The 22,477-nt window shown below is 63.4% G+C and carries 19 protein-coding genes and 1 pseudogene; 10 read left to right on the top strand and 10 right to left on the bottom strand.

Features of this window, described 5'->3' with window-relative positions; all coding sequences use genetic code 11:
* The first annotated feature begins 179 nt into the window (after nucleotides 1–179).
* Complete coding sequence (locus ACIPW4_RS21670) at nucleotides 180–2,267, top strand: putative bifunctional diguanylate cyclase/phosphodiesterase (RefSeq protein ID WP_400661352.1); 2,088 nt, start codon at nucleotides 180–182, stop codon at nucleotides 2,265–2,267.
* Here ACIPW4_RS21670 and ACIPW4_RS21665 read toward each other — a convergent pair.
* The gene (locus ACIPW4_RS21665) at nucleotides 2,264–2,521 is read right to left on the bottom strand and encodes a DUF1652 domain-containing protein (RefSeq protein WP_400661350.1); all 258 of its coding nucleotides are present in this window, start codon (nucleotides 2,519–2,521) and stop codon (nucleotides 2,264–2,266) included. The genes ACIPW4_RS21670 and ACIPW4_RS21665 overlap by 4 nt on opposite strands.
* A gap of 116 nt (nucleotides 2,522–2,637) precedes the next feature.
* A complete protein-coding gene (locus ACIPW4_RS21660; RefSeq protein WP_400661348.1) occupies nucleotides 2,638–2,817 on the bottom strand; it encodes a hypothetical protein in 180 nt (59 codons plus the stop codon).
* Here ACIPW4_RS21660 and ACIPW4_RS21655 point away from each other — a divergent pair.
* Nucleotides 2,816–4,045: a pyridoxal phosphate-dependent aminotransferase gene (locus tag ACIPW4_RS21655; protein ID WP_400661347.1), complete on the top strand. Its 1,230-nt coding sequence runs from the start codon at nucleotides 2,816–2,818 to the stop codon at nucleotides 4,043–4,045. The two genes, ACIPW4_RS21660 and ACIPW4_RS21655, sit on opposite strands and share 2 nt — an antisense overlap.
* Here the strand turns inward: ACIPW4_RS21655 and ACIPW4_RS21650 are convergent.
* Both ACIPW4_RS21650 and ACIPW4_RS21645 read right to left on the bottom strand, forming a co-directional pair.
* A complete protein-coding gene (locus tag ACIPW4_RS21650; protein WP_400661346.1) occupies nucleotides 3,971–4,618 on the bottom strand; it encodes a DUF1345 domain-containing protein in 648 nt (215 codons plus the stop codon). The two genes, ACIPW4_RS21655 and ACIPW4_RS21650, sit on opposite strands and share 75 nt — an antisense overlap.
* Before the next feature lie 46 nt (nucleotides 4,619–4,664).
* Nucleotides 4,665–5,846, bottom strand: a complete 1,182-nt coding sequence (locus ACIPW4_RS21645) for an NnrS family protein (RefSeq protein ID WP_400661344.1) — start codon at nucleotides 5,844–5,846, stop codon at nucleotides 4,665–4,667.
* A 186-nt stretch (nucleotides 5,847–6,032) separates the two neighbouring features.
* Here ACIPW4_RS21645 and xerC point away from each other — a divergent pair, with 186 nt between their 5' ends.
* Nucleotides 6,033–6,947, top strand: a complete 915-nt coding sequence (gene xerC / locus ACIPW4_RS21640; protein ID WP_400661368.1) for a tyrosine recombinase XerC — start codon at nucleotides 6,033–6,035, stop codon at nucleotides 6,945–6,947.
* Between the two features lie 2 nt (nucleotides 6,948–6,949).
* Here xerC and ACIPW4_RS21635 read toward each other — a convergent pair whose 3' ends face one another.
* Both ACIPW4_RS21635 and gspG read right to left on the bottom strand, forming a co-directional pair.
* The gene (locus ACIPW4_RS21635) at nucleotides 6,950–8,140 is read right to left on the bottom strand and encodes a type II secretion system F family protein (RefSeq protein ID WP_400661343.1); all 1,191 of its coding nucleotides are present in this window, start codon (nucleotides 8,138–8,140) and stop codon (nucleotides 6,950–6,952) included.
* Nucleotides 8,141–8,151: 11 nt separating this feature from the next.
* Nucleotides 8,152–8,577 carry a type II secretion system major pseudopilin GspG gene (gene gspG, locus ACIPW4_RS21630; protein WP_400661342.1) on the bottom strand — a complete coding sequence of 142 codons (426 nt, stop codon included), beginning with the start codon at nucleotides 8,575–8,577 and terminating at the stop codon, nucleotides 8,152–8,154.
* A gap of 186 nt (nucleotides 8,578–8,763) precedes the next feature.
* Here gspG and ACIPW4_RS21625 point away from each other — a divergent pair, with 186 nt between their 5' ends.
* From ACIPW4_RS21625 to ACIPW4_RS21610, 4 genes are all read left to right on the top strand, one after another.
* Nucleotides 8,764–9,357, top strand: coding sequence for a lytic transglycosylase domain-containing protein (locus ACIPW4_RS21625; protein ID WP_400661341.1), 594 nt, complete (start codon nucleotides 8,764–8,766; stop codon nucleotides 9,355–9,357).
* 104 nt (nucleotides 9,358–9,461) lie between these two features.
* Complete coding sequence (locus ACIPW4_RS21620; protein ID WP_400661339.1) at nucleotides 9,462–10,919, top strand: sensor histidine kinase; 1,458 nt, start codon at nucleotides 9,462–9,464, stop codon at nucleotides 10,917–10,919.
* 304 nt (nucleotides 10,920–11,223) lie between these two features.
* Complete coding sequence (locus ACIPW4_RS21615) at nucleotides 11,224–12,717, top strand: sensor histidine kinase (RefSeq protein ID WP_400661337.1); 1,494 nt, start codon at nucleotides 11,224–11,226, stop codon at nucleotides 12,715–12,717.
* The gene (locus ACIPW4_RS21610; protein ID WP_400661335.1) at nucleotides 12,692–14,119 is read left to right on the top strand and encodes a sigma-54-dependent transcriptional regulator; all 1,428 of its coding nucleotides are present in this window, start codon (nucleotides 12,692–12,694) and stop codon (nucleotides 14,117–14,119) included. Before ACIPW4_RS21615 ends, ACIPW4_RS21610 begins: the two co-directional genes overlap by 26 nt.
* A gap of 41 nt (nucleotides 14,120–14,160) precedes the next feature.
* Here the strand turns inward: ACIPW4_RS21610 and ACIPW4_RS21605 are convergent, their stop codons facing one another.
* From ACIPW4_RS21605 to ACIPW4_RS21595, 3 genes are all read right to left on the bottom strand, one after another.
* The gene (locus ACIPW4_RS21605) at nucleotides 14,161–14,463 is read right to left on the bottom strand and encodes a hypothetical protein (protein ID WP_400661334.1); all 303 of its coding nucleotides are present in this window, start codon (nucleotides 14,461–14,463) and stop codon (nucleotides 14,161–14,163) included.
* Nucleotides 14,464–14,547: 84 nt separating this feature from the next.
* The gene (locus tag ACIPW4_RS21600) at nucleotides 14,548–15,900 is read right to left on the bottom strand and encodes a GntP family permease (RefSeq protein WP_400661332.1); all 1,353 of its coding nucleotides are present in this window, start codon (nucleotides 15,898–15,900) and stop codon (nucleotides 14,548–14,550) included.
* A gap of 112 nt (nucleotides 15,901–16,012) precedes the next feature.
* Nucleotides 16,013–16,552 (bottom strand): gluconokinase, encoded by a 540-nt coding sequence (locus ACIPW4_RS21595; protein ID WP_400661331.1) that lies wholly within the window; start codon nucleotides 16,550–16,552, stop codon nucleotides 16,013–16,015.
* Between the two features lie 206 nt (nucleotides 16,553–16,758).
* Between ACIPW4_RS21595 and ACIPW4_RS21590 the strand changes: the two genes are divergently transcribed.
* The 3 genes and pseudogenes from ACIPW4_RS21590 to ACIPW4_RS21580 all read left to right on the top strand — a co-directional run bounded on the left by ACIPW4_RS21590 (nucleotide 16,759) and on the right by ACIPW4_RS21580 (nucleotide 19,212).
* Complete coding sequence (locus ACIPW4_RS21590; RefSeq protein WP_400661329.1) at nucleotides 16,759–17,778, top strand: LacI family DNA-binding transcriptional regulator; 1,020 nt, start codon at nucleotides 16,759–16,761, stop codon at nucleotides 17,776–17,778.
* Nucleotides 17,779–17,835: 57 nt separating this feature from the next.
* Nucleotides 17,836–18,675 (top strand): annotated as a pseudogene (locus ACIPW4_RS21585) (PAS domain-containing protein); the annotation flags it as partial.
* A 42-nt stretch (nucleotides 18,676–18,717) separates the two neighbouring features.
* Nucleotides 18,718–19,212 (top strand): methyl-accepting chemotaxis protein, encoded by a 495-nt coding sequence (locus tag ACIPW4_RS21580; RefSeq protein WP_400661366.1) that lies wholly within the window; start codon nucleotides 18,718–18,720, stop codon nucleotides 19,210–19,212.
* Here ACIPW4_RS21580 and ACIPW4_RS21575 read toward each other — a convergent pair.
* Nucleotides 19,187–22,471 (bottom strand): transporter substrate-binding domain-containing protein, encoded by a 3,285-nt coding sequence (locus tag ACIPW4_RS21575; RefSeq protein WP_400661327.1) that lies wholly within the window; start codon nucleotides 22,469–22,471, stop codon nucleotides 19,187–19,189. The genes ACIPW4_RS21580 and ACIPW4_RS21575 overlap by 26 nt on opposite strands.
* Between the last annotated feature and the right edge of the window lie 6 nt (nucleotides 22,472–22,477).

Below are 22,477 nucleotides of genomic sequence, written 5' to 3'. Positions count from 1 at the left end.
TCAGCCGACAAATGGCAATGTGCCTTCATTTGCTGATGAAAACGCTCTAATTCGCGCATTCCGAGGGTGGCAGTTACTCGCTGCATCCATTCCCATTCGCATAAACCCCGTGCGTTTCGCCAACGCTTGAGTACAATCGGCAGTTTTTCCGGGCCCCCTGTCCCGAGCTGGATTTTCCGATGCTGACCGGTAGTTATTCCTCCGCGCTGGTGCTGATCTCACTCTGCGTAGCCATCCTCGCTTCCTATACTGCGCTCGACCTGACTGGCCGTATCGCCACGGCCAAGGGCCGTGCCGTGCACTTGTGGATGGGTGGGGGCGCGCTGGCCATGGGCATCGGCGTCTGGTCGATGCATTTCATCGGCATGCTCGCCTTCAGCCTGCCGATCGCCTTGGGCTACGACGTCGGCCTGACCGCCTTCTCGTTGCTGATCGCGGTCCTGTCTTCCGGTTTCGCCCTGTGGCTGGTGAGCCAGCCAAGCCTGCCCCGTCTGCAGCTGGCCTTCGGCGCCCTGATCATGGGGTCCGGCATCGCCTGCATGCACTACACCGGCATGGCCGCGCTGCGCATGCTGCCTGGCATCGACTACGACCCGACCCTGTTCGGCGCCTCGCTGGCCATAGCGGTGGGTGCATCGGCGGCTGCCTTGTGGATTGCCTTCCGCCTGCGCCAGCACACCCCATACGTGCGCCAGGTCCGTGGCCTGGCGGCGATGGTGATGGGCGTTGCCATCGTCGGCATGCATTACACCGGCATGGCAGCGGCGAACTTTCCCGAGGGCAGCTACTGCGGCGCGCTGATGAGTGGCCTGCAGGGCGATGGCCTGGTCTATCTGGTGCTGATCACGACCCTGGCGGTACTGGCCGTGGCGTTGCTCACCTCGGTGCTGGATGCGCGCCTTGAAGCCCGCACGGCCGCGCTGGCCCACTCGCTGACCCTGGCCAACCAGGAGCTGACCCAGCTGGCCTTGCACGACACCTTGACCGGGCTGCCCAACCGCACGCTGTTGTCCGACCGCATCGAGCAGGCGATCGGCAAGGTGGCGGAGCAGGGCGGCTGCTTTGCGCTGATGTTCATCGACCTGGATGGCTTCAAACCGGTCAACGACGCTTTTGGCCACCATGTCGGCGACCTGCTGCTCAAGGCCGTGGCGGCCCGCCTGCGCGGCCATCTGCACAGCCAGGACACCCTGGCGCGGATCGGCGGTGACGAGTTCGTGCTGCTGGTGGAGCTGCAGGAGCCAGAAGACGCCATGGATGTGGCGGTCAAGCAAGTCAACCTGGTGTCACGCGCTTTCCGCGTCGCCGAGCACGACCTGCAACTGACGGCCAGCCTGGGCATCGTGCTGTACCCCGGCAATGGCCAGGACCAGCTCGAACTGCTGCGCAACGCCGACGCTGCCATGTACCACGCCAAAAGCGCCGGCAAGAACGGCTACAGCTTCTTCGACGTGTCGATGAACAGCAATGCCCGGCAACAGTTGCAATTGCTGCAGGACCTGCGCACGGCCCTTGAACAGGGCCAATTCCGCTTGCATTACCAGCCCAAGTTCGACGCCCAGGCTTGTACCCCGATCGGTGCCGAAGCCTTGTTGCGCTGGGAGCACCCCCAGCATGGTTTGATGCTGCCGGACCGTTTCATTGGCCTGGCGGAAAAGACCGGCCTGATCATTCCGATCGGCGAATGGGTGCTGGGTGAGGCCTGCCGGCAGATGCGCCAATGGCTTGAGCAAGGGCACACCGATTGGCGCATGGCGGTCAACCTTTCGGCTATCCAGTTCTGCCACGCCGGCCTTGTCGACAGTGTGGCCCGCGCCCTGCACGAAAACCGCCTGCCGGCCAACCGCCTGACCCTGGAAATCACTGAAACCACCGCCATGCACGATGCCGATGCCAGCCTTACGGTGCTGCAGCGGCTATCCGACATGGGCGTGGACCTGTCCATCGATGACTTCGGTACCGGTTACTCGAGCCTGATGTACCTCAAGCGCCTGCCGGCCAACGAGCTGAAGATCGACCGTGGCTTCGTGCGTGATCTGGAACAGGACAGCGATGACGCGGCGATTGTCTCGGCGATCGTCGCGCTGGGCCAGGCGTTGGGGCTGCGCATCGTTGCAGAAGGGGTGGAAACCAACCGCCAGCAGGACTTCCTGACCCGCCTGGGTTGTGATTCGTTGCAAGGCTATCTGCTTGGTCAGCCGGTACCGGCCGAGCAGTTCATGGGCAGGTTGCAGACATTGCGCGAGGAAAGCGAAGCGGTTGTCTAGCCCGCGAGCAGGGTGAAGTGCGGCGCAAACGCCTCCATCTCGGCTTCCACAGCCTCGATGATGCGCTCGACATCCGCTGCGGCCATGATTGCCGTGCAGGGGATGCCGGCGATGGCCAGGAGGGTCTCGCCCGTGGCCCGGTCGAATAACCGTGCAACCATGCTGCGCGGTGCATCCATGCTGGCTTCGAAGCCCAGCGGGTGGAAATGCCAGCGCATCACCTGGCAGGCGTTGGGGAACGTCATCTTGTTCATGCCAGCCTCCTTGTCCTTGCCTGGACGCGGTGATCGGAAGCCGTTCGCTCGGCTGCCGGGAATCTAACCATAGCATTTGTCACGGCTCATGTTCGGCGCGAAACAAGACAAATGTATTAATGCATGACAGCGGTCACATCGCCGTCATTCATGCCGTTTGGCGGCAAATGGCCACGCAAACGTTTTCCCGGCACGATGCCCGCATGGTTGCCGATTTGCTCTGCTATTTTTACCGACATCGGCGCACAGCATTTTCGGACGAGCGGTGCGAGCTGGGCAGACAGGGAGACAGTCATGCGCTATTCCACGCTCACCCAACGCATCGCCGGCGAAGCCGTTGCGGCCTGGGACATTCACTACCAGGCTCAGGCATTGCGCCGCGAGGGGCGTGAGATCTTCCTTCTGTCAGTGGGGGACCCGGATTTCGACACGCCAGCGCCCGTGGTCGACGCCGCGATCGCCAGCCTGCAGCGTGGCGAAACCCATTACAGCGACGTCCACGGCAGCCTGGCGCTGCGCCAGGCGATTGCCCGACGCACCGGGGCGCACGTCTCGGCTGACCAGGTGATGGTCCTCGCCGGTGCCCAGTGCGCGTTGTACGCGGTTTGCCAATGCCTGTTCGAAAGCGGTGACGAGGTGATCGTCGCCGAACCCATGTATGTCACCTATCAGGCCGTGCTCGGTGCCTGCGGGGCACAGCCTGTGCAGATACCTGTCAGCCCGGAGCAGGGCTTTCGCCTTGATCCGATGGCGGTGGCCCGGGCAATTACCCCACGTACCCGCGGCTTGCTGCTGAACACCCCCCATAACCCGACGGGCGCCGCCATCTCGCCGCAGGACATGGCGCTGCTGGCGCGGCTGTGCCGTGAGCATGACCTTTGGCTGGTGTGCGACCAGGTGTACAGCGGTTTGCTGTACGACGGCGAACCGGCAGACCCGCTCGGGTTACCGGGCATGGCCGAGCGTTGCGTGCTGATCGACAGCGTGTCCAAGTCCCACGCCATGAGTGGTTGGCGGGTGGGTTGGGTGGTTGCCCCACAACCGTTGATTGCACACCTTGCCACCTTGGCGATGGCGATGCTGTTCGGCCTGCCGGAGTTTGTCATGGCCGCTGTCTGTGTGGCGCTGGAGCAGGATTTGCCGGCCGTGCACGAGATGCGTGAGGCCTATCTGCAGCGGCGCAACCGAGTCTGTGCAGCCCTGGCAGAGTGCCCGGGGCTGCACGCCCACCGGCCGGCGGGCGGCATGTTCGTCATGCTCGATATCCGTGCCACCGGGCTCGGCGCACAGGCCTTCGCCCAGCGCCTGCTGCGAGAGGAGGGCGTGGCACTTTTGCCTGGGGATGCATTTGGCCCCAGTGCCGCAGGCCATGTGCGCATGGGGCTGGTGCTCGATAGCGAGCGTCTGGAGCAAGCGTGCCAGCGCATCGCTGCCTGTGCCGGCCGCGTGTTAGCCGAGCAGGCCTGCCGCAATATTGATGGTGAAGCCCAGAATCGCCGTATTGAACACAAAGCCTACCAGTGAATGCGCCAGCACTACCCGGCGCATGCCACGCCCGCCGACGCCGATGTCGGAGGTCTGCACGGCAACGCTGATGGTGAACGAGAAGTAGTGGAAGTCCCAGTAATCCGGGTTGCGCTCACCGTCAGCAAAACGCAGCGCCGGTTCCTTGCTCTGGCCGGTGTAGAACAGGCGGGCATAGTGCAGGCTGAAGATACAGCCGATCAGCAGCCAGGACCCGGCCACTGTGAGCCCGGTGTACAGGTAGTGCAGGGCCAGGGCGCTGCCTTGCAAGCCGCGGCTGGAGACCAGCTGCAAGGTGACTGCGGCCAGGCTGGCAATGGCAGCGATGCACACGGTGAACAATACCAGGCCGGCGTTTTCGTCCTCGATCCGGGCGACGCTGCGTACAGTCTCGGGCGTGGCGCGCAAGGTCAGCCAAAGCACCAGCAACAGGTAAAGCCAGACACCGAGGTTCCAGCCCGCAAGGACGTGCTGGACCGTGTCATCGGCAGGGATCAGCCAGGCGCCGAGGATACCGGCCAGGGCGGCGATGCTCAGGCGCGGGTGAGTACGGGTCAGGCGGTGGAAAGCCATGGGCGCTCGCTACTGAACAGTCATGGCTACCACTCTAGACCACCGCTTACCCGGGCATGCCATCCGCACGTGGCTTCAGCAAAATCGGCAGGTAGTGCCATAGGAACAGCAGCAGGGCGGCACTCCAGCACACGATCGAGAGGTCGAGGCCCAATGGGGTGAAGAGCGTGAGCACCACCCGTGCCAATGCCGCCACCTGCATCAGGGCCAATGCCCAGGCGATGCTGCCGGGCACCTGCAGCGGCCGGCCGGTATGGCCGAGGCTGACCCGCGCCATCATCGCCAGGATCAGCCCGGTCATCGCCCCTACGGTCAAGGCGTGGGCCACCAGGCTCGGGTTGAGCGCGACCCCGGCGTGCCACAGCGCCATGCCCAGGCAGGCCAGCGCCATCCACGCGTAAGCCAGGTGCAACGACCACAGCAGGGGTACTCGCCATAGGCCACGGTCGTGCCACAGCACCAGGCGCACGCCGTGCAGGCCGAACATCACGCAGAACAGCACGGCCATGGCCGGATGCGGCACATCGGCCATTCCGCTGGCAAAGGCCAGCGGTATGGCAACGCTCAGCAGCAGGCAGGCGCGATCCAGCCAGGGGCGTGCAGTGGCCGGCGCCAGGTTGCCTAAACCGCGACGGGTGAAGAACGGGATTACCCGCCCACCGAGCATGGTCATCATCGCGGCCACCAGCCATAACCCGGCGAAGATGCCCCGGCGTTGCCACACCTCGTCCTGGCGCAACCAGCCTGTCAACGTCAGCCACTGGCAGGCGGCAATCAGCAGCACCAGGCCAACGATCGGGTAGTTGTTGCGCAGACGCCGCTGCACGATCGGGCGCGCAAGGGCCACTGCCACCAGCGGCAGAAAGCTGCCCTGCAAGACCATCAGCAACCCGGCCGGCAGCGGCAGGAACCAGCAGGCCCTCCCTAGCAGCCAGAGCAGGAACAAGCCTTGCAGTGGTCGCCCGCCGAGGCCGGGCATGCCGCTCCAGTTCTGTACCGCAGTGAGCAGAAAACCGGCGATGATGGCGCCAGCAAAGCCATACAGCATTTCGTGCCGATGCCAGGCGAGCATGCCACCTGGCGGAGTGAGTGGCAGTATTCCGGCCAGTACGCCGGCCCAGATCAGCAAGGCAACCAGTGCGAACAGGCTGCCGCCGAGGAAGAATGGCCGAAAGCCCAAGGCCCAGACGGCTTGGCGGGGACGGGTCTCTATCGGTTGTACGAGCATGGGCTAACCTCGGGTCGGTCAAAGGCGTCGTTGGCGGCTTGTTTGAGGTAGTATCACGATCCGTGCCATCGCCAAAGGCCTTGAATATCAAGGTGATGGCATTGTCCTGGGTGTTTTTGACCCCATTGTTTCGTAGTCATTACGACTTGCAGGAGAGTCGTAATGACCTGCTTCAGGATTCACGTTTTGTCCGACCTCTCGCAAAATCCACTGCTGCAATACCTCGCCCGGCTGGCACCGTCCAGCCAGCAGACGATGCGTTACATCCTCCAGGATGCCGCCGACCGGCTGGGTTTCGTCGACTGCAACCTGGTCGACGTGCCATGGCACCGGCTCGAGCCTGGCCATGTGATCTCACTGGTCGCGGCATTGCGCGCTGATGGTTATGCGCCGAACAGTTCCTCGCTGTACGTCAACGCGGTGCGCGGGGTGATGAACGAGGCGTGGCGCCAAGGCTTGATCGATCATGAGCAGCTGTTGCGCATCCGCGAGGTCAAGCCGGCCTCCGGCAGCCGCCTTCCACCTGGGCGCAACCTGCGGCGCAGCCTGATTCGCGAACTCATGGACCTGTGCGAGGCCGACCCGCGGCCGCAGGGGGTACGCGACGCGGCGATCATCGCCCTGCTTTATGGCACCGGCATGCGCAAGTCGGAGTCGGTGGATATCGACCTCAGCCAGGTCGACTTCGAGGCGCGCAGCCTGCAGGTCACGGGCAAGGGCAATCGGCAACTGATCAAGTACGCCCCGGCCTGGGCATTCGAGAAGCTGCAGGCCTGGCTGGACCTGCGCCGCCAGGCGCTGCCCGAAGGGGCATCGGACGACCCGTTCCTGTTCAACCGCATCCGCCGCGGCAACCACATTACCCGGGCGCGGATCACCAAGCATGCGATCTACTACATCGCCCGCCAGCGTGGCGCCCAGGTGGGGGTGAAGATCATGCCCCATGATTTTCGCCGGGCGTTCATCACCCGGGTGATCGAAGAGCATGACCTGTCGATTGCTCAAAAGCTCGCGCACCATGCCAACATCCAGACCACCGCCAGTTACGACCGGCGTGATGACAACGAGCGGCGGCGGGCGGTGGATCGCTTCGACTACTGAGGTCAATGGATACTGGAGGCCAGGTCGAAGATCGGCATGTACATCAGGATCACGATCCCGCCGATCAGCAGCCCGATGAATGTCATCAGCAGCGGTTCGAACAGTTTCACGAACCATTCCACCCAGCGGCCGATTTCCTGATCATGGAAATCCGCGCAGCGTTCGAGCATTTCCCCCAGGTTCCCTGACTGTTCCCCCGCCCGCAGCAACCGCAGCGATACCGGGGTGACCAGCTGGCCTGCCTCCAGTGCGTCCGACAACGGCAGCCCCTCACCGACGCGCCGGCTGGCCTGCTCGAGGCCTTGCGCCGAAGCGCTGCCAAGCAACCCTTGGGCCATGCCCATGGCGGTGAGGATCGGGATACCGCCCTGCAGCAGGATGCCCAGCGAGCGGTAGAAGCGCGCCAGTTCATACATCACCAGGCGCTGATGCAAGGCTGGCCAGCGCCGCAGTTGCCGTGATGCACAGCGCCGTACCAATGGGTTGCGGCGCATGACCACCAGCGTACCGATGCCGCCCGCAACCGCCAGTGCCAGCGGCAGCTGCTGGGCATGCAGGAACAGCCCCACATCCATGAGCACTCGGGACAACCAGGGCAGTTCGCTGCCCATGCCTTCGAACACCAGGCTGAAGCGCGGTACCACATAGCCGAGCAGGAACAGCACCACCCCCCCGCCCACCAGCAACAGCAACAACGGGTATACCGAAGCACCCACCAGCTTCTGCCGTACCAGGTCCAGGCGCTGGCGATAGCCGATGTAGCGGGCCAGGGCGTCGCCCAGCGCGCCGGTGCGTTCGCTGGACTGCACCAGCGCCACGTACAGGGGCGGGAACACCCGCGGCTGCTGAGCCAGCGACTGGGACAGCGAGCGGCCCTCATAGAGTTGGCGTACCAGCTCGGTCAGGACCTTGCGCGTGGCCCCGACCGGGGACTTTTCCGCCAGGCTTTCCAGGGCATCGATCAGCGGCAGCCCCGCGCGCAGCAGGGTGGTCAGTTCCTGGCTGAACAGCACCAGGTCGAATGTCGCCGCGCGGCGCCAGGCCAGGCCGCCCAGGGCTTTGCCGTGGCCACGCACACTGACCACCCGCAGCCCTTGGTGCTCGGCCTGGCGGCGCGCGTGTTCGGCGTCTTCAGCGTCGATCTGTATTTGCACGATGCCCTGTCTGCCGAGGGCCTTGAGGCTATAGCGCATGTCCGTTCTCCTCATTGCCAGCTGGTGATTTCAGCGTTTTCGCCATCGCCGCCGGGCTGGCCGTCCTTGCCCATCGACAGCAGGTCGTACTCGTTGCCGTTTTCGCCGGGCTGACGGTAGATGTAAGCGCGGCCCCATGGGTCCTGGGGCACGGCTTTCTGCAGGTAGGGGCCCGACCAGCGCGACTCGCCACTGGGGGCGGCCACCAGCGCCTGCAGGCCCTGCTCACCGTTGGGGTAATGGCCGACTTCCAGCCGGTACAGGTCCAGGGCCTTGCCCAACCCCTCGATCTGCGCCTTCGCCACCTTGGCTTCCGAGCGACCGAGCTGGCTGAAGTACTTGGGCGCGACGATACCGGCCAACAAACCGAGCACTACCAGAACCACCAGGAGTTCAAGCAGGGTAAAGCCACGTTGGGGGTTGGATTTGCGCTGCATGGTGAAGCCCTCCGCTGCATGGGGACAAGCATTTCCAAGCCCCATGCAACAGCCGTGCACGTCTGCCTCGGGGCCTTGCGCCATGCGCCATGGCAAGCGGCACGCTGCTTGCGTCGTAGCAGAAAAGCCCGGGTTTTCCGGGGCATTTCCCCCACATCGGGGGAGCACGGCGGGGAGGCGACCGACATGCGTGTGGTGATCCTGGTAGTGACCTGGCTGGTGGCCGCAAGCGCCCAGGCCGACATGTACATTTCCATTGATGCAAATGGTGGCTATGTACTGAGCAACGTCCACCGGCCAGGACGCCATTACGAACGGGTGATCAGCGAGCCGCTCGCCGAGGCTGGCCCGGCCGACGCGCAGTTGATCACCGGCCGGCCCTATGCCGAACTGGTGGCGGCGGCGGCCCGTGATTTCGATGTGCCGCAGGCGCTATTGCATGCGCTGATCAAGGCTGAGTCAGGCTACAACCCCAAGGCTCGGTCGGCGGCCGGGGCGGTGGGGCTGATGCAGCTGATGCCGGATACGGCCAAGGAGATGGGGGTGGAAGACATCCTTGATCCCGAAGACAACGTCCAGGGCGGGGCGCGCTACCTCAAACGCATGCTGACCCTGTTCGACAACGACATCACCCTGGCCGTGGCCGCCTACAACGCAGGGCCCGATGCGGTGCGGCGGCGTGGTGCAGTACCGCCCTACGCCGAGACCCGCCGTTATGTGCCGACCGTGTTGCGCGAATACCGCAAGCTGCAAGGGTTGGCCGATGATTCGCCGCTCTGAACGGGCCTTGCGTCGCGAAAGTGACGCAACTTGTCCCCAATCAATGCCATGGTTACCCAACTCTGGGCTATAACCTTTCAAGGTGCCCAGTAGTGGAGTCCGTCATGGACATCGCCCCGCGTTCCGAAGTACCTGAGGCGCCTGCGGGCACCGAAGCCGCCGCTCCCCGCAGGCCATTCAACCTGCTGCGCTGGTACGCGTGGGTGAGCCTGGCGATCATCCTGTCGGTGGCCACTGGCCTGGGGCTGATTTCCAGTCGCTTCATCATCGATGAGAGCATCGAGCGCGACGCCTTGCTCACTGCGCAGTTCATCACCTCGATCGCCGACGCCGAAGTGCGCCATGTGTCGATCCCCAATGTGCGCACCATGGGTGAACTGCTCGATCCACGCACCGACCGCACGGCCATGCCTGACGTCGCCCCCGAGGCACGGCGCAAGGCGCGCGGTGAGTTTCTCGACCATATCGCGCACCTGCCGGACATGCTGCTGGCCAATATCTATGCACCGGACCGCACGGTGATCTGGTCGACCAACCCGGCGCTGGTGGGCAACCTGATCGAAGGCGATGACGACCTGGACCGGGCCTTCGAGTACAAGATGCGGGTCTCGGCCAGTTACCACAATTTCGAGCAGGCTCGCTCCGAACAGAAGTTCGTGATCCTGCCGGAACAGCTGTTCATCGAAAACTACATCCCGCTGTTCGATGCCGATGGCAATACCGTCACAGCGATGGTGGAGATCTACAAGGAACCCCACGACCTGATCGTGCGCATCGAGCACGGGCTGATTCTTATCTGGCTGGCCATCACCGTCGGTGCTGCGCTGGTCTACATCGGCCTGTACGGCATCATGCGCCGCGCTGCGCGAGTGATGGCGGTGCAGCAGAAGCGCTTGATCAGCAGCGAGACCTACGTGGCCCTTGGGGAGGTGTCTTCGGCGGTGGCCCACAGCCTGCGCAACCCACTTGCCAGCATTCGCTCCAGCGCCGAACTGGCCCAAGCCTTCGATGAAGGCCCGGCGCAACGCCAGATCAATGACATCATCAGCCAGGTCGACCGCATGTCACAGTGGATTCGCCAGCTGCTGCAGTCCTTGCGGCCGCTGAACGATGAAGCGGTGCCGGTGGACTTGCCCCAGGTGCTGCAGGAAAGCCTGCAGAACTTCGCCGTGCCGCTGCAGCGCAGCGGGGTAACCCTGGACCTGCGACCGTTACCGGTGGCGCATGTGCTCGGCCACCCAGCACTGCTCGCCCAAATCTTCAACAGCCTGATCGCCAATGCCCTGGAGTCGATGGAGCAGGGCGGGCGGTTACGTATCGAGGTCGTCAAGCAAGACCGGCGCAGCCTGACCTTGCGTCTTGCCGATACTGGCAAGGGCATGAATGAACAGCAGCAGCGCCTGGCCTTCAAGCCGTTTTTCAGTACCAAGCAAGGTGGGCTGGGTGTGGGACTGGTCCTGGTCAAACGCATCATGGAACGCTTTGGCGGTTCAGTCCGGCTGAGTAGCAGCCAGGGCCACGGCACGCGGGTATCGCTCAGCTTTCGGTTGGCTAATGCGTAACAACAAACATCAAGATTGTAGTGTAACGTCTTGATTCACATGTGTTTTTTACTATTTGGGTAAACGCTACCCAATTGTGGGGAATTATTCTCGAACGGTAACCATGAATACCCATTAACTAATTGATTTATATAGAAAAGACGATTGGTTAATGGGCATGGCGGAGTTCTTGCAGTTAATCGCAGCAGGTAACGCGCGACAAAGGCGGCAGCCGCCGCCCTGGTGAGATGGCATCAATTTGCTACTATCGGTAGCAACTGCGGTGACCACCTTCTGAACGGACTCCCTGTACGGGAACGACGCGATGCAGATGCTGGATGAAGATGCTCCCGTGAGGCACGCCGCACTGCCTGTCAGCAGCGGTTTGGCCGTGCCGATTCAAGAGTTCAACCTGCTGCGTTGGTTTTCGGTGATCAGCCTGCTGATCATCGCTTCAGTGGCGGGCGGGCTGGGCTACGTGTCCACCCGCTTTGTGGTGCGCGACAGCGTAGAGCGCGATGCCATGCTCACCGCGCAGTTTGTTCAAGCCATGGCCCAGGGTGAAGTGCGCCATTCGCAGCTACCTCCGGGTACCACCATGGGCGAACTGCTCGACCCTCGCCTGGACCAACAGCACCTTCAAGTCAGCCCGGAGCTTGCCGAGTCGACCCGGATCGAGTTTCTCGACCACGTCGAGCATTTGCCCGATACCTTGCTGGCCAACGCCTATGCCCGTGACCGCACCATCGTCTGGTCCACCAACCCCCAGCTGATCGGCAAGCGTATCGAGGCTGACGGCGGCCTGGATCGGGCTTTCCGCTCGCGCAAGGCGGTATCGGCCAGCTATCACAAGGCCGAGGATGATCGCGAAGAGCAGAAGTTCCAGCGCGAGCCCAGACACCTGTTCATCGAGAATTACATCCCCTTGTTCGACAGCCAGGGCGAGCAGGTCATGGCCATGGTCGAGATCTACAAGGAGCCGCAGGACCTGGTGCGACGAATTCAGCGCGGTTACGTGTTGATCTGGTCCTCGACTCTGGTAGGCGGTGCGTTGATTTATTTCGGCTTGTTCTGGATCGTGCGCCGCGCTGCGCACATGCTCAAGCAGCAGCAAGACCGGCTGGTGGCCAGCGAAACCTACATGGCGCTGGGCGAAATGTCTTCCGCCGTGGCCCATAGCTTGCGCAACCCACTGGCCAATATCCGCTCCAGCGCCGAACTGGCGCAAGAAATAGCCAGCCCGCTGGCGCAGAAGAACATCAACGACATCATCAGCCAGGTCGACCGCATGTCGCGTTGGGTGCGTGAGTTGCTGGTGTCGCTGCGCCCGGCCAGCGATACCGCCGAGGCGGTGGACCTGGTGGCGGCCATCGAAGACACCCATCTGGCCTTTGCCCAGCAGATCGAACGCAATGGCGTGCACTTCAGCTTCGAAGGGCCGCAGGCGCAGTGGGTGGCCAGCCAGCCTCTGCAATTGACCCAGATTCTCAACAGCCTGTTTTCAAATGCCCTGGAGGCCATGCCCAAGGGCGGCATCCTGCATGCGCAGGTTTGCGTTCAGGAAGGCCAGCGCGTTCAACTGCTGCTCAGCGATACCGGCAAGGGCATGAGCCAGCAACAGGAAAGAATGGTGTTCAAGCCATTCTTCACCACCAAGCAAGGCGGTCTTGGCGTGGGCCTGGCCCTGGTCAAGCGCATCATGGAACGGTTTGGCGGCTCGGTCAGCCTGAGCAGCCGTGAAGAGGAAGGAACCCGCGTCAGCCTCACTTTCAATATCGCAGCGGGAGGGGACCATGGAGCACAGCATCCTGGTAGTTGAGGATGACGAAATCCTCGGCGACAACATTCGTACCTACCTGAGCCTCAAGGGCTTCGAGGTGACGCTCTGCCACAGTGCGGAGCTGGCGCTGGAACAGATCGAGCGGGCCCAGCCCGATGCGGTACTGACCGACAATTCTCTGCCCGGCATGAGCGGCCACGACCTGCTGCGCGCCCTGGTGTCGAAGGCGCCTGACCTCAAGGTGATCATGATGACCGGTTACGGCAATGTCGAAGACGCCGTGCAGGCCATGAAGGAGGGCGCCTTCCATTACCTGACCAAACCGGTGGTGCTGGCCGAGCTCAAGCTGACCCTGGAAAAGGCTCTGGCTGCCGAGCGCATGGAACGCACCCTGTCGTTCTACCAGGAGCGCGAGGCGCAGAAGTCCGGCTTGCAGGCATTGATCGGTGAGTCACCGGCGATGCTCACCCTCAAGCACACCCTGCAGCAGGTGCTCGACGCCGAGCGGCGCATGGCCAATGACGACCTGCCACCGGTGTTGGTCGAAGGCGAAACCGGTACCGGCAAGGAACTGGTCGCCCGCGCGCTGCATTTCGATGGCTCGCGCAGCAAGGGGCCGTTTATCGAGTTCAATTGTGCCTCGATCCCGGCCAACCTGCTGGAGGCCGAGCTTTTCGGGCATGAGAAGGGCGCATTCACCGACGCCAAGGAACGCCGCGTGGGGCTGGTGGAAGCAGCCGATGGCGGCACGCTGTTCCTCGACGAGATCGGTGAGATGGACCTGGTTCTGCAGGCCAAGCTGCTCAAGCTGCTGGAAGATCGCAGCATCCGCCGCATCGGTGCGGTAAAGGAACGCAAGGTCGATTTGCGGGTGATCAGTGCCACCAACTGCAACCTCGAGCAGATGGTGCAGCAGGGCAAGTTCCGTCGCGATCTGTTCTTCCGTCTGCGTATCATCGCTCTGAAAGTGCCGCGGCTGCATGCCCGGGGGCAGGACGTGCTGTTGCTGGCCCGGCATTTCCTGGCCCACCATGGGCGCCGCTATGGCAAGCCAAACCTGCGTTTCAGCGCCGAAGCGGAAGCCTTGATGATGAGCTACAGCTGGCCGGGCAATGTGCGCGAACTGCGCAACATGCTGGAGCAGACGGTGTTGCTGGCCCCCCACGAAATCGTGCAGGCGCACCAACTGAACCTGTGCATGACATTGATCGACGAGCCATTGGTGGCGCAACCCACGGCCACCGTGTACGAGATGCCACGGCACGAACCGGAGCCAGGTACCAGCCTGCCGGACATGGAGCGCGACCTGGTGTGCAAGACGCTGGACCGTACCGACTGGAATGTCACCAAATCGGCGCGCATGCTCGGCCTGTCGCGGGACATGCTGCGCTACCGCATCGAGAAGCTGGGGCTGACCCGGCCTGACAAGCGTCTGTGGTGAGGCTGGGGGCGCATAGCGTCCCCAGGGCTCTATTGCTGGCTCTATTGCTGACTGCCCCCTGAACTGTTTCCGCCTTGGCCCCCGGTTCCTTCCGAACCGCTGCCATCCATCCCGGGCAGGTCGCGATTGTCGTTCTGCCTGGCAGGCGGTGTTTCAGGGTCATTGCCCTGGATTCGCGGGTCGGTATCCCTGGGCATGGGCTTTTCGATGGGGTTCAGGGTGCTGTCGACACCCGGCTGCGGCGCCGGGTTGTGCGGGTCATCGGGGTAGGTGGGGCCGGTGCCGACCGCCAGTGCCAGCGGTGAGGCGAGCAGGGCAAACAGCAGCAGGGTTGAACGGGGCATGGCAGGCTCCTTTGCTTAGGGTAGGGCTCATACTTGCGTTGGGCCCCACCCAGTCTGCTCAGGTGCCATCACGCCGATCAGCGGTCACACCACCGTCGACAGCGCCATGATGAAGATGATGCCGACGATCGACAGGATCGTCTCCATCATGCTCCAGGTCTTGAAGGTTTCGGCGACGGTCATGTTGAAGTACTGCTTGACCAGCCAGAAGCCAGCGTCATTGACGTGGGACAGGATCAGCGAGCCGGCGCCGGTGGCCAGCACCAGCAGTTCACGGTTGACCCCGGGTACCAGGTCGATCACCGGGGCGACGATGCCAGCGCCGGTGATGGTTGCCACGGTCGCGGAACCTGTGGCGATGCGGATCACCGCCGCCACCAGCCAGGCCAGCATGATCGGTGAAATTTCCGCTTGCACGGCCATCTGCCCGATCACGTTGCCCACGCCGGTATCCACCAGCATCTGCTTGAAGCCGCCACCGGCGCCGACGATCAAGACGATGGCCGCGGTCGGTGCCAGGCTCTGGTCAAGCATCTTCATGATCTGCTGGCGGCTGAAGCCACGGGCCGAACCGAAGGTGTAGAAGGCCAGCAGCAGAGCGGCGAGCAGGGCAGTGATCGGGTGGCCGATCAGGTCCATCCACTGACGGAAGATGTGCTCGGCCGGCAGTACCACGTCGGCGAAGGTCTTGAGCAGCATCAGTGCCACCGGCAGCAGCACGGTGACCAGGGTGATGGTGAAGCTTGGCAGGTTGCTCTGGTCGGACTCCTTGGCAATCTGGTCCATCAGTTCCTGCGACGGGTTGCCCGGGATGTAGCGGGCGATGAAGTTACCGAACAGGGGGCCTGCGATAACTGCCGTGGGCAGCGCAACCAACAGGCCGTAGAAGATGGTCTTGCCGATGTCGGCGTGGAAGATGCCGATCGCCAGCAGCGGGCCCGGGTGTGGCGGGACCAGGCCATGAACCACCGAAAGGCCGGCCAGCAGCGGGATGCCGATCTTGATCAGGGAAACGCCCGAGCGCCGGGCGACGATGAACACCAGCGGAATCAGCAGCACGAAGCCGATTTCGAAGAACAGCGGGATGCCGACCAGGAAGGCGGCGAACATCATCGCCCAGTGCACATTCTTCTTGCCGAACGCGCGGATCAGGGTCTGCGCGATCTGGTCGGCGCCACCGGAGTCGGCCATCAGCTTGCCGAGCATCGTCCCCAGGGCGAGGACAATGCCGACAAAGCCGAGCACGCCGCCAAAACCGTCCTGGAACGATTTCATGACCTTGGCCACCGGCATGCCGGAGGTCAGGCCGAGGAAACCGGCGGCCAGGGTCAGGGCGACGAAGGGGTGAACCTTGAAATGGGTGATCAGCAGGATCAGCCCGATGATGGTGACCAGCGCGTCGAGCAGCAGGTAGGTATCTGTAGCCAGTCCGAACATGGTGTTTTGGCCTCGGTCTTATCGTTGTTTTTGGCGTTGCATTTTCATTGAACTATCGCCGCCTACAGGCGTCGAGACAGCGCTATCTTTGGTGAGCCGGAAAACCGCCGGGTCAGGCAGTGCGCGCCAGGCTCCGCTCACCGCGGGGCTTTAGCCAGGTGTCGACCGTTTCGGCGAGTACCGCAATCGGTTGAGTGGCATCCAACGGCAAGGTCAGAGGTTCGCCATGGGGCGCTTCCAGAGCAGCGAACTGGCTGGCTATCAGGCTGGCCGGCATGAAGTGGCCCGGGCGGGCGAGTACGCGCTTTTCCGCTTCTGCGGGGGTGAGCTCGAGGAACACGAACACCAGCTCAGGCATCGCCGCACGCAGGGTGTCGCGGTAACGGCGCTTGAGCGCGGAGCAGGTGAGGATCGGCCGTTCGCCAGCCTTCATCGTCGCTTGCAGCTCCTCGCCCAGGCGCACCAGCCAGCCGGCACGGTCATCGTCGTCCAAGGGGATGCCGGCGCTCATCTTGCGGATGTTCTCGGCAGGGTGGAATGCGTCGCCTTCGATCAGGCGACCGCCGCTCTTGTGGGCAATGGCTTCGCCGACGCAGCTTTTGCCACAGCCGGCCACGCCCATCACCACGATGGCGGACAGGGAAGAATTCATCAGTACCTCCTGCGGGGTGAGACAGCGCTGTCTCGTCGTCGACGAAACGCCACCTCCCCGGTGTTATTGGTCTTGTCCTTACGCAGTATGGACGCTTGGCAGAGCGCTGCAGTGGCCGCTGTCAAAGATTACATTGCCTGCGTCCTGAGACAGCGCTACCTTAGTGGCCGTTCCCCATTCCTGCAAGTAGTAAAATTACAACACCCATGGCTCGAACAGGCTCTCGCACTACAGGTCGTCCCACGCTGGCTGAAGTCGCCAGGCTTTCCGGGGTTTCCCCGATCACCGCCTCGCGCGCCTTGCGCGGGGTCAGCACGGTTGCCCCGGAGTTGGCAGAAAAGGTCATGGCCGCCGCCGCGTCGCTGGGTTACGTGGCCAACCCTGCGGCGCGGGCACTGGCGTCGGCGCGCAGCCAATCGGTGGTGGTGCTGATCCCTTCGCTGTCCAACCAGCTGTTCATCGATACCCTCGAGGCCATCCACGAGGTGATGCGCCCGCGTGGGCTTGAAGTGCTGATTGGCAACTATCACTACGATATCGACGAAGAAGAAAACCTGATTCGCAATTATCTGGCCTATCAACCCTGCGGTATGCTGCTCACCGGCTTCGATCGCAGCGATGCGTCGCGGCAGATGCTGGCGGCCAGCGGTGTGCCCTGCGTGCACATGATGGAGCTGGGGGGAGACACCGGCGCGTTGTCGGTGGGCTTCTCCCAACAGCAGGCCGGGCGTGCCGCTGCAGCGCACCTGATCGGGCGTGGCCGGCGGCGCCTAGCCTTCATTGCCGCGCAGCTTGACCCGCGGGTGATGCAGCGCGCCGAAGGCTTCCGCCAGGCCCTTGCCGAAGCCGGCATGCAGGCCACCGAGCTGGAGATCCTGGCGCCGCAACCGTCCTCCATTGCCTTGGGCAGCGAGCTGTTCAGCCAGTTGCTGGCGCAGGCCCCCGATGTCGATGGCATCTTCTTCTGCAACGACGACCTTGCCCAGGGCGCGGTGTTGCAGGCTTTGCGTCAAGGCATCGACGTGCCGCGCCAGGTGGCCATGGTCGGCTTCAACGACTTGCCCGCTTCAGCGCACATGGTGCCGCGCCTGACCTCCATCCGCACGCCTCGTGCAGCCGTTGGTCGGGGGGCGGCGCAGGCGTTGCTGGCATTGCTCGATGGCAAACGGGTCGCCATCGAGCAGCAGGACCTGGGTTTCGAGTTGATGGTGCGCGAAAGCTCGTGAGGTTTGCCAACGTCTTGCGCTAACCGCCTAATTACAAAGTAATGGCAACTGGCTTGCATGGTACCAATGGCGATCTATGCTCAGGAAACTCTGCGCATCGAGGATCCTGGCCCCATGTTCGATTTCCATCGCAAGTCCGACCTGATCGAGATTCAACGCGCACGCCAGGCATTGGCTGAAACTCAAGCCAAGCTTGCCGCGATAAGTCGTTCCATGGCGATGATCGAGTTCGCCCCCGACGGTACCATCCTCGGGGTCAATGCTCAGTTCTGCCAGGCCATGGGCTACACCACCGAGGAACTGATCGGAAAGCACCACCGGCTGTTCTGCGACCCGGGCTATGCCAAAAGTGCCGAGTACCAGCAGCTGTGGCGGGAACTGGGCGAGGGCAAGGCGATCAGCGGCACGTTCGAGCGGGTCGACAAGGCAGGCCGTGAAGTGTGGCTGGAAGCCAGCTACATGCCTGTGCTCGACGACCACCAACACGTCACCAGCGTGATCAAGGTGGCAACCGATATCAGCCAGCGAGTCAAGGACGAGCATGAAAGTGCAAGCCTGCTCAAGGCCATCGGGCGCTCCATGGCGGTGGTCGAATTCACCCCGCAGGGCCGAGTGATCAAGGCCAACCAGAACTTCCTCGATACCATGGGCTATCGCCTGGAAGACGTGCAGGGCCGCCACCATGGGCTGTTCTGCCATGCCCATGAGCGCGAATCCGGCGAATACCGTGAGTTCTGGGCTTCGCTCAACCGTGGCGAGTACCACTCGCACCGCTTCGAGCGGGTCAACAAGCAGGGCCAGACGGTTTATCTCGAAGCCTCGTACAATCCGATCTTCGACAGCAAGGGTCGGTTGTACAAGGTAGTCAAATTCGCAAGCGACATCACCGCCCAGGTCACTACCCAGCAGAGTGCTGCAGAAGCGGCCCATGCCAGTTCGGTGCAGAACGATGCCAGCGCGCGCAAGGGGACCGAGGTGGTGCAGCAGACCGTGGAAGTCATCGAGCAGATTTCCCAGGAGCTCAATGATGCCGCGCGCAGCATCGATGCGGTGAGCAAGCAGTCCGATGTGATCGGCCAGATCGTGCTGACCATCCGCGGTATCGCCGACCAGACCAACCTGCTGGCATTGAACGCCGCCATCGAAGCGGCGCGGGCCGGTGAGCATGGCCGTGGCTTTGCCGTGGTTGCCGATGAGGTGCGCAGCCTGGCGGCGCGCACCAGCAAGGCGACACTGGAGATTGTCGATGTGGTGCGGCAGAACCATGACCTGTCGCTGACCGCCGTGGCCAGCATGCAGTCGAGCCTGACGCGGACCGGCCGAGGCGTTGCCCTGGCCAACGAGGCGGGGACGGTGATCATGGAGATCCAGCAAGGCTCCCGTCACGTGGTCGACGCCATCAGCCAGATCAGCTCGACGCTGCAATTGCACTGAGGGTATCGCCCAGCTCCTGCAACAAGGCCTGCAGGCTTGCTTCCAGCTGCAGGCGCAAGGTCTCCGTCGGCAGCCCTCGGTCATGGGCGTGTTCGATGGCCTCGCACGCCTTCACGACCCCGCGTACCCGCAGCATCCTGGCGCCCCCTTTGATGCGATGGGCGAGGGCGCGCAACGTGTCAGGGTCACCCGCGCCACCCAGCGCTTGCAGCGCGGCAAGGTCTTCACGGGCGCTTTGCGTCAGTTGTTCGAGCAGGCGCCTGGTCAGCTGCTGGTCATCCTGAGTCAGGTGGCGTAGCTCGTTCAGGTTGAATCCGCTCGGCCTGGACGCTGCCAGCGGCTCGCCCGTGCGCGCGTGCGGCACGTGCGGCAGGTGAGCCTTCAGTGTCTGCAGCCCGATGGGCTTGAACAGGCAGTCGTCCATGCCACTTTCCAGGCAGCGTTGACGTTCTTCGGCCTGGGCATTGGCCGTCACCCCGAGAATGCTGCAGGCGGGCTGTCCGCGTTCCTGCTCCAGCTGCCGCACCTTGCGGGCCAACTCATGGCCGTCCATCACCGGCATGCTGCAGTCGGTGATGACCAGGTCGAATGCGTGCGCTTGCCACAAGGCCAGTGCCATTTCGCCATTTTCGGCCAGTGTCGCCTGATGGCCGAGGCTGTTTAGCTGCTTTTCCAGCAGCATCAGGTTGGCAGGGTAGTCATCGACCACCAGAACGTTCAGTGGCCCGCTGTCGGTTTCGCGGGCGGGCGTTTTTTGCTCCACGGGCGCTGGCGGTGCGCTCAGCGACAGCGACATCTGGACCACTACGCGCGTGCCGACGCCTTCCACACTTTGCAGGTCCAGCCTGCCCCCCATCAGTTCGGCCAAGGTCCGGCTGATCACCAGCCCCAGGCCTGCGCCCTGGCTTGCCCGAGGGCCAGCGGCCTGGGTGAAGGTGTTGAACAGCCGGGCCTGATCCTGGGTGGCAATGCCGATGCCGGTGTCGCTCACGCTCAGCTCGATCAGCGCGGCGTCGCCTGATACCGAGGTTTTGCATGTGAGACGGGCCAGTACTTCGCCGCGATCGGTGAACTTGATGGCGTTGCTCAGCAGGTTTGAGAGGATCTGCTTGAGCCGCAGCGGGTCGGCCAGGACCCAGCGTGGCTCGTCGGGCAGTTCGCTTTGCAGGTGCAGGCCCTTTATCCGTGCGTTGCCGTCGAAAACGCGCAGGGTGCCGCGCACCAGGTCGACCAGGTCGATCGCGACTGGCTGCAAGGTCATGTGCCCGGTTTCGATACGCGAGATATCCAGGATGTCACCGATCAGCCCGAGCAGGCCGATGGCGGAGTCGTGAGCGGTCTGCAGGGTCTGGGTGTCGCAGCGACCAGAACGGTTGTCCTCCAGCGCCAGTTCCAGCAGGCCGATCACCGCATTCATGGGGGTGCGGATCTCGTGGCTCATGGTCGCCACGAAAGCGCTTTTGGTCTTGCTGGCCTGTTCGGCCTCGTCCTTGGCCTCGCGTAGCTGCTCCAGCAGGCCGCGGCTGAACGCCAGTTGTGTCTGGAGTGCGCGCTGAGCCTCGGTGCGCTGGTGGATCAGCTTGCGCAGGTAGCTGTTCCAGAACACCACGCCCGCCAGCAGCAGGGCAGACAGCACCAGCACTTGCAGGGCCAGGGTGCGGTAGTTGCGCCACGGGCTGTCGCTGACCAGGGTGCTGGTACGCCAACGGTTGACCAACTGCTCCAGCTCTTCAGGGGGGATACTCATCAACGCCTTGTCGAGGATGGCCTGCAGCTGTGGCTGGTCAGGCGCCACGGCAAAGGCGGCGACGCCTGGCTCGTCGTCCAGGACACTGGCGATACGCAGGCGCCCGTTGAACACCTGGTTGATGTAGTACGAAGCATTGATATGGCTGCTGAAAGCAGCGTCAGCATCACCGTTGGCCACCGCTTCCATCAGGCCAAGGGGATTGTTCACCATGACCAGTTTCGCCTGTGGAAAGCGCCGCAGGACGTCGGCACGCAGGTGTGAGCCATGCAACAGGGCAATGCGCTGGCCGTCCAGGTTCCCGGCCAGCAGCGCCGAGGGTGCCTGGTTGCGAGTCACCAGTACTCTGGGGCTGACCAGATAGGGGCGCGTGTAACGCAGCTGCGACTCGCGTTCTGTACCGTAGCCCAGTGCCCCGATCATCTGGGCCTTGCCTTGGGCGACTTTCTCGACCATCTGCTGCACCGAGTGCTGTTCGATCAGCTTGAACTGCAGGCCCGTGCGCAGGCTGATCTGTTCGAGCAGGTCGACGGTGATGCCGCTGACATGCTGCTGGGCGTCGTTGAACGTAAGTGGGGCAAGGGCCGTGTCTACCAGCACGGTCACCTTCGGGTGGCGGGAAATCCAGTCCGTTTCTTCATCCGTCAGGGCTGACAGGTGGCGTTCCAGCAACAGGCTGGTATTGCCACTGCTCCAGCGGCGCAGAATATTCAAGCGCTCACTTTCGGTGATCCTGGCCATGGCGGCATCGACCAGGCGGCGCAGTCGCGGGTTGCCATTGGCGAAAGCGAAGGCGAACTTGCCGGGTTCCATCTGGCTGAAGTGGTCGATCTTCACTCTGCCCTGGTAGCTCTTGCCTATCAGGAAATCGGTACTGATGGCATCGCCCAGATAAGCGTCCGCCCCACCCATCTCGACCGCTGCCAGCCCCGCGAGCGTCGAGCGATACAGGCTCAGTTGTGCCTTGGGGTAAAGTGCGCGGACGGTCTCGCCCGGCAGGTAGTGGTCGACCATCGCCAGGCGCAAGCCTGCCAGGTCCTTGCCATCCTTCAGCAGGCTGTCCGCGCGCGTCACGATCACCGGCAGGTCATCGGCGTAGGGCAGGCTGAGGCTGAGCTGGGCATCGGCCGCTTCAAAGGCATTGGAGCTGCCCAGCAAATCGATCTTGCCAGCGCGCAACGCGGCAATCGCTTCATGGCGGCTGGCGTAGCGCCTGACGTCGACGGGTACCCCCAGTTGTTCGGCGATCAGCCCGGCATAGTCGGCAGTGAGACCCTCGTAATCAGCCAGGCTGACGTTGATTTCGAAGGGCGGGTAATCCGGCCGCGAACTCCCCAGCACCAGGCCACCGCGCTGTTGTAGCCACTGGCGGTCGGCAGCATCGAGCGGCAGCGGTTGTGCGGCACTGGTGGCGCGTGCCAGCAGATGCCGTGGTTCGCCGTCGGCGAGGGCCATGAACGGGCCGCAGGCAAGGGTGATGAACAGGGTCAGGCCGGCCAGCACACGTTTCATGGTGCC

The sequence above is a fragment of the Pseudomonas sp. NPDC089996 genome, assembly GCF_044748405.1.
Taxonomy (GTDB): domain Bacteria; phylum Pseudomonadota; class Gammaproteobacteria; order Pseudomonadales; family Pseudomonadaceae; genus Aquipseudomonas.
The sequence above is the reverse complement of the archived record's forward strand: the minus strand, read 5'-3'. Positions and strand labels throughout refer to the sequence as shown.